This is a genomic window from Clostridium nitrophenolicum, from assembly GCF_055391695.1.
Genome location: NZ_AP042469.1, coordinates 4,833,510 through 4,845,348, shown reverse-complemented (window position 1 = coordinate 4,845,348; position 11,839 = coordinate 4,833,510). Strand labels below are relative to the sequence as shown.

General features: G+C 31.4%; 14 protein-coding genes. 13 read left to right on the top strand and 1 reads right to left on the bottom strand.

Annotated features, from left to right (window positions below):
* Positions 1–14: 14 nt before the first annotated feature.
* From pdxR to ACZ5N4_RS22980, 4 genes are all read left to right on the top strand, one after another.
* Positions 15–1,424, top strand: coding sequence for a MocR-like pyridoxine biosynthesis transcription factor PdxR (gene pdxR / locus ACZ5N4_RS22995; protein WP_464204807.1), 1,410 nt, complete (start codon positions 15–17; stop codon positions 1,422–1,424).
* A 29-nt stretch (positions 1,425–1,453) separates the two neighbouring features.
* Positions 1,454–2,098 carry a HEAT repeat domain-containing protein gene (locus ACZ5N4_RS22990; protein ID WP_464204806.1) on the top strand — a complete coding sequence of 215 codons (645 nt, stop codon included), beginning with the start codon at positions 1,454–1,456 and terminating at the stop codon, positions 2,096–2,098.
* Positions 2,099–2,132: 34 nt separating this feature from the next.
* Positions 2,133–2,783 (top strand): YigZ family protein, encoded by a 651-nt coding sequence (locus ACZ5N4_RS22985; protein ID WP_464204805.1) that lies wholly within the window; start codon positions 2,133–2,135, stop codon positions 2,781–2,783.
* A gap of 219 nt (positions 2,784–3,002) precedes the next feature.
* The gene (locus ACZ5N4_RS22980) at positions 3,003–3,743 is read left to right on the top strand and encodes a YebC/PmpR family DNA-binding transcriptional regulator (protein WP_464204804.1); all 741 of its coding nucleotides are present in this window, start codon (positions 3,003–3,005) and stop codon (positions 3,741–3,743) included.
* 78 nt (positions 3,744–3,821) lie between these two features.
* Here the strand turns inward: ACZ5N4_RS22980 and ACZ5N4_RS22975 are convergent, their stop codons facing one another.
* Complete coding sequence (locus tag ACZ5N4_RS22975) at positions 3,822–4,073, bottom strand: hypothetical protein (RefSeq protein ID WP_464204803.1); 252 nt, start codon at positions 4,071–4,073, stop codon at positions 3,822–3,824.
* Positions 4,074–4,355: 282 nt separating this feature from the next.
* On the opposite strand from ACZ5N4_RS22975, the gene ACZ5N4_RS22970 reads away from it, so the two are divergent.
* The 9 genes from ACZ5N4_RS22970 to scfB all read left to right on the top strand — a co-directional run bounded on the left by ACZ5N4_RS22970 (position 4,356) and on the right by scfB (position 11,783).
* The gene (locus tag ACZ5N4_RS22970; RefSeq protein WP_464204802.1) at positions 4,356–4,961 is read left to right on the top strand and encodes a hypothetical protein; all 606 of its coding nucleotides are present in this window, start codon (positions 4,356–4,358) and stop codon (positions 4,959–4,961) included.
* 184 nt (positions 4,962–5,145) lie between these two features.
* Entirely contained in the window at positions 5,146–5,739 is a 594-nt protein-coding gene (gene ruvA / locus ACZ5N4_RS22965) for a Holliday junction branch migration protein RuvA (RefSeq protein ID WP_464204801.1), read from the top strand.
* A 17-nt stretch (positions 5,740–5,756) separates the two neighbouring features.
* On the top strand, positions 5,757–6,818 hold the full coding sequence (gene ruvB, locus ACZ5N4_RS22960; protein ID WP_464204800.1) for a Holliday junction branch migration DNA helicase RuvB: 1,062 nt from the start codon (positions 5,757–5,759) through the stop codon (positions 6,816–6,818).
* A 72-nt stretch (positions 6,819–6,890) separates the two neighbouring features.
* Entirely contained in the window at positions 6,891–7,916 is a 1,026-nt protein-coding gene (gene queA / locus ACZ5N4_RS22955) for a tRNA preQ1(34) S-adenosylmethionine ribosyltransferase-isomerase QueA (protein WP_464204799.1), read from the top strand.
* Between the two features lie 25 nt (positions 7,917–7,941).
* Positions 7,942–9,072: a tRNA guanosine(34) transglycosylase Tgt gene (gene tgt / locus ACZ5N4_RS22950; protein ID WP_464204798.1), complete on the top strand. Its 1,131-nt coding sequence runs from the start codon at positions 7,942–7,944 to the stop codon at positions 9,070–9,072.
* A gap of 223 nt (positions 9,073–9,295) precedes the next feature.
* Positions 9,296–9,643 (top strand): preprotein translocase subunit YajC, encoded by a 348-nt coding sequence (yajC, locus tag ACZ5N4_RS22945; protein ID WP_464204797.1) that lies wholly within the window; start codon positions 9,296–9,298, stop codon positions 9,641–9,643.
* A gap of 58 nt (positions 9,644–9,701) precedes the next feature.
* Positions 9,702–10,070, top strand: a complete 369-nt coding sequence (locus ACZ5N4_RS22940; protein ID WP_308039985.1) for a TIGR04086 family membrane protein — start codon at positions 9,702–9,704, stop codon at positions 10,068–10,070.
* Between the two features lie 101 nt (positions 10,071–10,171).
* A complete protein-coding gene (scfA, locus tag ACZ5N4_RS22935) occupies positions 10,172–10,309 on the top strand; it encodes a six-cysteine ranthipeptide SCIFF (RefSeq protein WP_178905865.1) in 138 nt (45 codons plus the stop codon).
* A 106-nt stretch (positions 10,310–10,415) separates the two neighbouring features.
* The gene (gene scfB, locus ACZ5N4_RS22930) at positions 10,416–11,783 is read left to right on the top strand and encodes a thioether cross-link-forming SCIFF peptide maturase (protein ID WP_464204796.1); all 1,368 of its coding nucleotides are present in this window, start codon (positions 10,416–10,418) and stop codon (positions 11,781–11,783) included.
* Positions 11,784–11,839 lie beyond the last annotated feature (56 nt).

The window sequence follows — 11,839 nt, the reverse complement described above, 5'->3', positions numbered from 1 at the left end:
TGGAGTAGGATGTTATGAAAAAGTATTTTATTGAACTAGGTGAAGAAGAAACACCTAAGTATATTACAATTGAAAAGCATATTAAAAAGCTTATAGATATTAATAAAATAGAAGATGGAGAAAAATTACCATCGATAAGAGGATTATCAGAATTACTAGGTGTAAACAATATAACTGTGGTTAATGCATATAAAAAACTAGAAAATGAGGGCTATGCAGTTCAAAAAATGGGAAGTGGAACTTATGCTAAGAGAAAAGATATAAGTAAAAATTTTAGAAGAGAGTACTCGGAGATTCTAAAAAAGGTATCTGGGGAATCACTGCAGCAGTATGTAGATTTTACAGGAGAAAGTCCTTCAAGCAACTTTTTTCCGGTAGCTTTATTCAAGGATGTATTAAACGAGGTGCTAGATAGAGATGGTGCAGATGCTCTTATCTATCAAGAAGCATTAGGATATGAGGGGCTAAGAAAAAGCATAAGTCATGTTTTTTGGAATGACAAGGTAAGTAGTAACGATATATTGATAGTATCTGGTGCACAACAAGGAATAGATATAATATCAAAAGCATTAATAAATACAAATGACAGTATTATAATAGAAAAGCCAACCTATAGTGGAGCACTATCCGTTTTTAAATGGAGAAGAGCAGATATTTTTGAAGTACCCATGGAAAAGGATGGAGTTGATATTGTAAAGTTTGAAAAGATACTAAAGAAAAATAACGTTAAATGCTTTTATACTATGAGTTATTTTCAAAACCCTACAGCTATGAGTTATAGCATTGAAAAGAAAATGCAGATTTTAAAACTAGCACAAATATATGACTTTTATATTATAGAGGATGACTATTTGTCAGAGTTAATTTATGATGAAAATATGATCTATAAGAGTTTTAAAAGTTTAGATCAAAACGATAGGGTAATATATATAAAAAGCTTTTCGAAAATATTTTTACCAGGTATAAGGATAGGATATTTAATACCACCAGCTAAGTTTAAAGAAAGCATACAAAATTCGAAAATAAATACAGATATATCAACATCTAGTTTGATGCAAAGAGCTTTAGATTTATATATAAATAAAGGTTTTTGGAAGGATTATATAAGTGGACTAAAGTTTCTATATAAGGATAGATACTTATTTATGGAAAAGTGTCTAAAGGATTATTTAGGAGACAAGATAGATTTTATAAGTCCAGGTGGAGGGCTTCATTTTTATATAAAAATAAAGGATAATATAAATATTAACTCTATTGAGCTTTTCAGAAGAGCTAAAGATAAAAAGGTATTATTAGCGCCCGGAACACTTTTTTATAAAAACCCTTCAGATGGAGAGAAATATTTTAGATTAGGTTTTTCTCAAACAGATGAAAGTAATATTGAAAAGGGCATAAAAATAATAAATAATTTAATAGAGACGTGAAGGGGGTGACGATTCTGTCAGGAAGAGGAATGGTTCATGTCAATTGGAATGATATTATTAACTATACAGAAGAAGATATAACCTATTTTTTATTTTTAGAGGGAAAGTCTATAGAAAGCTTATGTAAGATAAGGAATTTAAATAAAGAAACTATTCAAAAGCATATATTGGATGGTAAAATAAAGTATGGAATTCTAGCAAAGAGCAGTAGTATCGAAGCTCTTTTTCAAACTATATCTAGCTCAGGGAAACAAGATAAAATAGAGGCATTGAAATGCCTAGATGAAAATAATAAAGGTAGAATGCTTCAATTTATAAGGGATAATTATGTACACATGAAAACTAAAGATAAAGAAAATGCCATATGGATAGCTGGAGAAATTGGAGACAAGGATGTTTTAGATATACTTATGAAGGCATCAGTGCATAAGCATGTTAATGTAAGGCGTATGGCAGTTTCTGCTGCGGGTAAAATTGGTGATAAAAATATGGAAATACTGCTTATCAGGGCACTTGAAGATAGCAATCCTCAGGTGGTAATGTATTCTATAAAATCTCTGAAAAAGATAAAGAGTGAAAAGGCACTTGAAAAAATTAGGGAAATTTTTATAAATTCAGAAAAGGATTATATAAAGAGAATAGCGGAAGAATATGTCAGAGAACTGAGCACTTAAAATATACTAAGATGTTTAGAAGGGTGGGATTTGTATGGGTTATTTTACCATAAAAGATGAAGTGAGCTCACAATTCGAAGAGAAGAAATCTATATTTATAGGTCATGTTAAACGAGTTTATAGTGAAGATGATGCAAAGGATTTTATAAATAAAATCAAGAATGAACAAAAGGAAGCAAGACATAATGTATATGCTTATGTTATAGGACAGAATATGGGCATACAGAGATACAGTGATGATGGAGAACCACAGGGAACTGGTGGAATTCCAGTACTTGAAGTTATAAAGAAAAATGAAATAACAGATGTAGTTGTAGTAGTAACAAGATATTTTGGTGGAATTTTATTAGGGAAAGGTGGACTTGTAAGAGCTTATTCTAAAGGTGCCGCCATGGCTATAAATGATGGTGGAATAGTAGAAAAAGTTAAAGGCGCTATAGTTGATATTATTCTTGAGTACGATATGCTAGGTAAGGTTCAGTATTTATTTGAACAAAAGTTATGGTACATAGAAAGTACTGATTATACTGATAAGGTAAAGCTCATGATGTATTGTGAAGTAGATAAATTGGAAGAGGTACAAAGTGAAATAATAGAAGCTACCAATGGAAAGTGTGAAATTATTGTAGGGGATGAAGAGTATTATTTTAAATTAGATAACAGGCTATTCAAAGAAAATATATAAATTTTAATATTTGTATCTACAAGGTTTTATATGATATAATTATTTAGGCATTTTGCCAACAATAATATACATAAGCAGGCATCCAAAATCTATGATTTTGAGATGATCGTTTACTCATTCGACGACAGGAGAAGGAGTTTCATTAGTTTTAACTGTTTTTTAATTTAAACTTAATTTAAAATAATTTTATATAAACCGTAAATCTAGGAGGTAATTAAGATGTCTGGACATTCAAAGTGGCATAATATACAAGCTAAAAAAGGTAAAATGGATGCTAAAAAAGGTAAAATATTTACTAAGATAGGTAAAGAAATAGCAATAGCATCTAAGAATGGTGGATCAAACTTAGATACTAATAGTAAGCTAAGAGACGTTGTTGCTAAGGCAAAAGCAAATAATATGCCTCAAGATACAATAATGAGAGCAATTAAAAAAGGTGCTGGAGAAATGGAAGGTGTAAACTATGAAGAAATAGTTTACGAAGGATATGGTCCAGCAGGAGTTGCAGTTATAGTAAATGTTTTAACTGATAACAAAAACAGAAGTGCGGGAAACGTAAGATCAGCTTTTACAAAGTGTGGAGGAAATCTTGGTTCTAGCGGATGTGTATCTTTCATGTTCCAAAAGAAAGGTCAAATTGTTATAGAAAGACAAGATAGCATAGATGAAGATGAAATAATGATGCAAGCTTTAGATGCAGGTGCAGAAGATTTCAATGCAACAGAAGAAATATTTGAAATAACTACTGCTCCAGAGGATTTTGGTACAGTTAGAGAATCCTTAGAAGGCGCTGGATATGAATTTTTATCAGCAGAAGTAACAATGATACCTGATACTACTAGTGAAGTAGATATGGAAACAGCAGCTTTAGTTCAAAAGCTTATAGATAAGCTTGAGGATGATGATGACGTTCAAGACGTTTATCATAACGCTGAGTTCCCAGAGGAATTTGAAGGTTAGGAATGAATAGATATAACACTCTTTTATATTGGTATATAGCCTAAATAAAAGAGTGTTTTTCTTATTTACATATGAGTGCTAACGAGAGCGAACTATAACATAATTTTGACCAGCATCTGACAAATAATCTATAGCTTCATTTGTGCTGACACCATTTAATAAAATGTTATCTTCTGTGGTAGTTATTTCTGTAAGACTGTTAAGAATTTTCATGTCATCTGCATCTTTTTTTACCATGTTATGTATGTGATCATAGGTATTTTGGCTTACTTGCTTAACTGTACAAGAGTTATTATCATCTACAATTATTACAGAATATTTTTGTTTCATGATTTATTCCTCCTTTTAGTCGGAACACTGGGTAATTTTGCTCGTTCCCACCAGCAAAATTACCCGTTAAAGTCCATTTAGGACTTTAACCTCCGTATATATAATAATGTTATATAAATATTGTTTCTTTAAAAAATAATTTTATTACTTAGGCATCTGAAATAAAATAACAAGTCAAAGATGCGTCAGATATTTTGTTACTAATTAATTTGTTATAAAAACATGCATAAAAATGAATAACATACAAGGTAATTGTCCATAATATTCACAAGGAGGGATATTATGGATAAAAGAAAAATAAGAACATTTATGTTAGTTATGCTGACTATTTCAATATTTACTTTAAGCTATTATATATGTATAAATAAACTAAGAAATGCAAATATAAGGAATAATAAATATGAAATAAATGCTGGCAAAGAAGGCGGAGTAGATAGCTTAGCTGCAAACTCTAATGGAGATGGAATAGTTTCACGTAATGCTAGCATGGTATTTAAAATTAAATATGATAAAAGTGGAGATGTTGTTGTAGAAAAAGAAGAACCTGTTGGAAGCCTAGCTGGGAAGAAGAAAAGCGATATCGAAGAAATGTATAAGGATGATGGATATGAAGTACAAAATATAAACTCTCTACAGGTTATTTTAATGAAGAAAGTTGATAAATACGCTCCGAATAAATATGTTTTAGGTATAAAAGATGGGTTTATTGCTATATATAAGACAGATAAAGATGGCAATATGACCATAGAAAACGAAAAGAGAGATATTACAGATATTAAGATTGATAAATTAAAACAAGCGGATATTCAGCTTTTAACCAAGGGAGATAAATACTTCCAGTGTGACACACGAGAAGATGCAGAGGCACGCCTTGAGGACTATGAATAATAGGCCTCAAGGTGTTTTTGTTTACTTGAATTAAACTTATTAAAATGGTAAAGTAATATAAGCAGGGAACCCAATTAATATAGTTTTAGGAGGTTAAAGCCCTAAATGGGCTTTAACGAGCAATTAGCGAGCGGGAGCGAGTAATCTTAATTGCTCAGTGTTCCGACTAAAAGGAGGAAATACTATGTATGAATATATAAAAGGAACATATGTAGGAATGAATAAGGATTACATAGTAGTTGAAAATAGTGGTATTGGATATAAGATACATACCTCTGGAAGTACTTTAGCTAAGCTTCCGAAAAATGGAGAAGATGCACTACTCTACCTTCAACAAATTGTAAGAGAAGATTTTATTGGATTATATGGATTTTTAACTAAAGAAGAACTCGATATGTTTAAATTACTTCTAACTATAAGTGGAGTGGGAGCTAAAGCAGCACTTTCTCTTTTATCGATAAGTAATGTAAGTAATTTGAAATATGCTATTTTATCTGGCGATGAAAAAACAATAACTAAAGCTCAAGGCGTAGGCAAGAAAATGGCTCAGAGGATTATATTAGAACTTAAGGATAAAATAATGCCGAACGAACTTTTATCGCTGGATAATAAAGAAATAATTATAGCTGAAAACCGAGAAAGTGTTTCAGAGGCACTAGAGGCACTTGTCACACTGGGATATTCGGAAAAAGAAGCGAAAAAAGCTTTAGAATCTGTAGATAAAAAAGAATCATTAGAGAACATAATAAAAAGTTCATTAAAGTTTTTAATGAGTTAGGATTGGTGGGATAGCTTATGGAGAATAGGATTGTAACACCTGTAAATATAGATGAAGATAAGGATAATGAATACAGCTTAAGACCTCAAAAAATTAGTGAGTATATTGGTCAGAAAAAGGTAAAAGGAAAGCTAAAGATATTTATAGAAGCAGCTAAAAAAAGAAAAGAGGCTTTAGACCATGTATTGCTCTATGGTCCTCCAGGTTTAGGTAAAACTACTTTGGCCAACATTATAGCGGTAGAGATGGGAGGAACGTTAAAAGTAACCTCCGGACCAGCCATTGAAAGAGCCGGTGATTTAGCTGCAATTCTTACAAGTCTAAATGATAACGATGTTCTATTTATTGATGAAATACATAGATTAAATAGAAGTGTTGAGGAAATATTATACCCTGCAATGGAGGATTATTCGTTAGATATTATAATAGGAAAAGGAGCATCGGCAAAATCTATAAGACTTGATTTGGCTAAGTTTACTCTTATTGGAGCAACTACAAGAGTAGGACTTTTAACATCACCATTAAGAGATAGATTTGGTGTATTATGTCCAATGGAGTATTATGATACTGACGAGCTTAAAGAGATTATAGTAAGATCAGCTAAAATACTTAATGTTGAGATTGATGATGAGGCTGCCATTGAAATAGGAAGAAGATCCCGAGGAACTCCAAGAATAGCAAATAGGTTATTAAAAAGAGTCAGAGACTATTCAGAAGTTAAAGGAAATGGAATAATAGACATGAAGATCGCTCAACAGGCATTAGAACTTCTGGATGTTGATACTGAAGGTTTTGATAGTATAGATAATAAAATTTTGACGGCTATAATAGATAATTTTAATGGAGGTCCTGTAGGTATAGAAACATTGTCCTATTTTATTGGAGAAGAACTAGATACAATTCAAGATGTATATGAACCTTATCTTCTTCAAAAAGGTTTTATAATAAGAACACCAAGGGGAAGGGTTGTTTCAGATATGGCATATAAGCATCTAAAAAGAAACAAAAAATCCTCTAGTGTAAGTCAAAAGACAGATGAGCAGTTCTCTATCTTTGATAATAGAGAAAATAACAGTTAAGAATGCTCTAAGGCATCTTCAAAAAATAACTTTTTAGATGCCTTAGATAAGAGAAGCGGAGGATGAAAAACTTTGAAAGTTACAGATTTTGATTTTTATTTGCCTGAAGAATTAATTGCTCAATATCCAATAGAAAAAAGGGATGAAGCTAGATTAATGATATTGGATAAGAAGACAGGTGAAATTGAACATAAAGTATTTAAAGATATAATTAATTACTTAGAAGCTGGAGATTGTCTTGTATTAAATGATACAAGAGTACTTCCTGCAAGGCTGATTGGTTCTAAAGAAGGTACTGGTGGAAAAATAGAATTTTTACTATTAAAAAGAGTTGATATAGATACTTGGGAAACTTTAGTTAAACCAGGGAAAAGAGCTCAAATTGGAACGAGATTTCAATTTGGATGCGGAGAACTTACGGCAGAAGTTATAGGTATGGGAGAAGAAGGCAGCAGAATAGTTAAATTTGAGTATGAAGGCATATTTGAACAGGTGCTTGATAAACTTGGACAAATGCCATTACCTCCTTACATAAAGGAAAAACTAGAAGATAAAGAGATGTATCAAACTGTTTATTCTAAGGAACAGGGATCTGCTGCAGCGCCTACTGCAGGGTTACACTTTACTGAAGAACTTTTAGATAAAATCAGAGCAAAAGGTGTTAAATTAGCATTTTTAACACTTCATGTAGGACTTGGAACATTTAGACCTGTAAAAGTTGAAGAGATTGAAGCGCACAATATGCATTCAGAATACTATAGCATGTCTAAAGAAACAGCAGATATAATAAATAGTACAAAGGAAAATGGAAAAAAGGTAATAGCAGTAGGAACTACATCTAGCAGAACTTTAGAAACTATAGGTGATGAAAGTGGTAAGGTAAGAGAGCAGTCTGGATGGACCGATATATTTATATATCCAGGTTACAAATATAAAGTTGTAGATAATCTAATTACAAATTTTCATCTTCCTCAATCTACTTTAATAATGCTAGTGAGTGCTTTGGCTGGAAGAGATAATGTTATGAAAGCCTATGAAACAGCAGTTAAAGAAGAATATAGGTTTTTTAGTTTCGGAGACGCTATGTTTATCAAGTAAGTAATACGCAAGAAGGAGTGTTTAAATGTATAAGTTACTAAAGAAAGATGGAAAGGCTAGAAGAGGTGAGTTTACTACTCCTCATGGTGTAGTTCAGACTCCAGTATTTATGAATGTTGGAACCTTAGCAGCCATAAAAGGTGCAGTATCAAGTATGGATTTAAAAGAAATAGGGTGTCAAGTTGAACTTTCCAATACATATCATCTTCATCTAAGACCAGGTGATGATGTAGTTAGTAAAATGGGTGGATTGCATAAGTTTATGAATTGGGATAGACCTATATTAACAGACTCAGGTGGATTCCAGGTATTTTCCTTGTCGCAAATGAGAAAAATTAAAGAAGAAGGTGTATACTTTAATTCTCATATAGATGGAAAAAGAATATTTATGGGACCAGAAGAAAGTATGAAAATACAAAGTAATCTAGCGTCAACTATTGCTATGGCTTTTGATGAATGTATACCAAACCCTTCTCCAAGGGATTATGTAGAAAAATCAGTAGCAAGAACTACTAGATGGCTTAAAAGATGCAAAGATGAGATGGATAGATTAAATTCCTTACCGGAAACTATAAATAAGAAGCAGATGCTTTTTGGTATAAATCAGGGCGGAGTTTATGAAGATATAAGAATAGAGCATGCTAAAGAAATAACTAAAATGAATCTTGATGGATATGCAATAGGAGGGTTAGCGGTTGGTGAAACCCATGAAGAAATGTATAGAATTATAGATGCAGTAGTTCCGTATCTTCCAGAAGATAAGCCTATATATTTGATGGGGGTTGGAATACCAAGTAATATACTTGAAGCGGTAGATAGAGGAGTAGACTTTTTTGATTGTGTACTTCCTGCAAGGAATGGACGACATGGGCATGTATTTACTAAAGAGGGAAAGATAAACTTGCTAAATGCAAAATTTGAGCTTGATGATAGTCCTATAGATGAAGGATGTCAGTGCCCAACCTGTAGGCATTACTCAAGAGCTTATATAAGGCATTTATTTAAAGCAAAAGAAATGCTTGCTATGAGACTTTGCGTATTACACAATTTATATTTTTATAATAATCTTATGCAAGAGATAAGAGATGCTATTGATGGTAACTATTTTAAGGAATATAAGAAGCAGAAACTTGAGCAGTGGGGCGGAAGAGCTTAGAATAGTGGTTATATAAATGAAACTCCTTCTCCTTTCGTCGAATGAGTAAGCGATCATCACAAAATCACAGATTTTAGATGTCTGCTTAATAGAGGATTTTTAATCCTATATGTAGAAAATCTATTAAGCGGCTATTAAAATTCTGAAATTTGTAATAGTTACTAAGTTAGACAGTTAATGTTCAGCTTAATAACATAAACTTATAAAAAGGGAGGTGAGTTAAATGACTAAGACATTAATGCAGTTTAGTCCATGGATATTTGCTATTGTTGTATTTTACTTAATGATATTTGTACCAGAAGGCAAGAGAAAAAAGAGATACAGAGCAATGCTAGATAACCTTAAAGTTAATGATGAAATTATGACTAAAGGTGGTATAATAGGGAAAATAATAAATGTGCAGGATAGATTTATAATACTACAAACTGGTCCAGATAAAGTTAGAATAAAACTAGATAAAACAGGAGTTTTAAACCTACTTTCAGAAGTTGAACCTTATGAATCTTCAAATAAAAATGAAGATAATAAAAAAGTAGATAATACTAAAACTGAAAATAAAAAAGAAGCTTAGATTTAATCATAAAACACCTTCTCTCTACATAGATACTATTAGATGGGGGTGTTTTAAAGTGGAAAAAAACATAAGCTATCTTCCTGCCGCAGAAGGCGTGCTAAGGGGATTTATTTTAACTGTAGTATTATTACTGATTTTTGCAGTAATAATGACGTTCATTGATATCAATGAAAAAACAAGTTCAGCTTTTTACCTAATTACAACATTACTTAGCATAATGTATGGGTCTATATATGCAGTAAAAAAGGTGAAGAGACGAGGCTGGCTTATAGGCATGATGGTTACTGTTCTATACTTATTAATACTTTATTTGGTTTCTGTAATATCCGGCAACTCTGCAGTGATAGGAGTCAATAGAATAGAGAGATTTTCACTTGCAATACTAGTAGGTATGATGTCTGGAATGCTTGGAATAAACCTTTAACGAACTGTTAATATTAAACAACTTGTTTATTAATTAACTTTATTTTGTTGAAAGTTTGTGTTATAATCAAACGGAAAACTTTATGAATGGAGGAATTTTATATGAAACATATAAAAACTATAAACAGAACAAATATAAAAGATAGCTTAAAGAAGCCAGGATGCAAAGAATGTGCTAACTCATGCCAATCAGCATGTAAAACTTCTTGTACAGTTGCTAACTTAGCTTGCGAAAATTAATATAAATTCAAGCAGTAACATTATGTTACTGCTTTAAATTTAAGTGGACATTTGTGGAATAATTTTCAGAATAATAATGACTATTTAGTTTAGGGAGGAAAAGAACTTGGCAGATATTCATAAGTTTATCCAGGGTGGAGAGTATTATGTGATAGATGTGAACTCTGGATCAGTACATATAGTAGACGAATTAGTATATGATATTTTAGATGAAGAGGGATTGAGAGACAAGAATGAGCTTGTTAACAAATATAAGGACAAGTATCTGGTAGAAGATATTGAGGAAGCTTATGACGAATTAGAACAGTTAATAAAGGATGGAATTTTGTATTCAAAAGATTTATATGAGAGTATAGCTTTAAGCACTGATAAGTCTGAATCATTTATTAAAGCTTTATGTTTAAATATAGCTCACGATTGTAATTTAAGATGTAAATATTGTTTTGCTGATGAGGGAGAATATAAAGGTTGCAGAAAATTAATGACACCAGAAATAGGTAAGAAAGCTATTGATTTTGTCATAGAAAAATCTGGACCTAGAAAGAATATAGAAGTAGATTTATTCGGTGGAGAGCCATTAATGGCATTTGATACAATTAAAGAGATAGTGGAATATGCAAAAGAACAGGAAAAAGTTCATAATAAAAATATAAGATTTACAATGACAACTAATGCAACATTATTAAATGATGAAATAATGAACTACTTAGATAAAAATATGGGAAATATAGTCTTAAGCATAGATGGAAGAAAAGAGATAAATGATAAAGTTAGAGTTAGAGTAGATGGAAGCGGTTCCTATGATGCAATAATGCCTAAGATAAAGAAAATGGTAGAGATGAGAGATAAATCTAAACAATACTATGCTAGAGGAACATTTACAAGAGAAAATACTGATTTCTTTGAAGATGTAAAATATTTAGCAGACCAAGGTTTTGATGAGGTTTCAGTAGAACCGGTAGTACTTCCAGATGAGCATCCGCTATCATTAAGAGAAGAAGACCTAACCGTTATATTTGAACAGTATGATAAACTTTATGAAGAAATGATAAAACGTCATAAAGAGGGTACAGAATTTAAATTCTATCATTTTAATATAGACTTACAAGGTGGACCTTGTGTATATAAAAGAATATCTGGTTGTGGAGCAGGTCATGAGTACGTAGCTATAACTCCAGATGGAGAAATATATCCTTGTCATCAATTTGTAGGTAATGAAAATTTTAAAATGGGAGATGTTTTAACAAATTGTGACCTAAATAAGGAAATAGCTAATAAATTTAAAGCTGCACATATCTATAATAAACCAGAGTGTAAGAATTGTTGGGCAAGATTCTATTGCAGTGGAGGATGTCAGGCAAATAACTATAATTTTAATAAAGATATGAATGTTCCATATCATATTGGTTGTAAAATGCAGAAGAAGAGAATTGAATGTGCTATTGCATTAAAATCAAAAATTATGCAAAAGTAATAGCGACATTATTTCTATTAAGTCATGTTTTTACATAGAAGTTACACTTCTATATA

What these genes read in the sequence shown, in the direction of transcription:
- ACZ5N4_RS22975 (WP_464204803.1), bottom strand. Translation starts at nt 4,073, where the DNA reads ATGAAACAAAAATATTCTGTAATAATTGTAGATGATAATAACTCTTGT.
- scfA (WP_178905865.1), top strand. Translation starts at nt 10,172, where the DNA reads ATGAAACATATAAAAACTATAAACAGAACAAATATAAAAGATAGCTTA.
- ACZ5N4_RS22985 (WP_464204805.1), top strand. Translation starts at nt 2,133, where the DNA reads ATGGGTTATTTTACCATAAAAGATGAAGTGAGCTCACAATTCGAAGAG.
- ruvB (WP_464204800.1), top strand. Translation starts at nt 5,757, where the DNA reads ATGGAGAATAGGATTGTAACACCTGTAAATATAGATGAAGATAAGGAT.
- ruvA (WP_464204801.1), top strand. Translation starts at nt 5,146, where the DNA reads ATGTATGAATATATAAAAGGAACATATGTAGGAATGAATAAGGATTAC.
- pdxR (WP_464204807.1), top strand. Translation starts at nt 15, where the DNA reads ATGAAAAAGTATTTTATTGAACTAGGTGAAGAAGAAACACCTAAGTAT.
- ACZ5N4_RS22980 (WP_464204804.1), top strand. Translation starts at nt 3,003, where the DNA reads ATGTCTGGACATTCAAAGTGGCATAATATACAAGCTAAAAAAGGTAAA.
- yajC (WP_464204797.1), top strand. Translation starts at nt 9,296, where the DNA reads ATGACTAAGACATTAATGCAGTTTAGTCCATGGATATTTGCTATTGTT.
- tgt (WP_464204798.1), top strand. Translation starts at nt 7,942, where the DNA reads ATGTATAAGTTACTAAAGAAAGATGGAAAGGCTAGAAGAGGTGAGTTT.
- ACZ5N4_RS22990 (WP_464204806.1), top strand. Translation starts at nt 1,454, where the DNA reads ATGGTTCATGTCAATTGGAATGATATTATTAACTATACAGAAGAAGAT.
- ACZ5N4_RS22970 (WP_464204802.1), top strand. Translation starts at nt 4,356, where the DNA reads ATGGATAAAAGAAAAATAAGAACATTTATGTTAGTTATGCTGACTATT.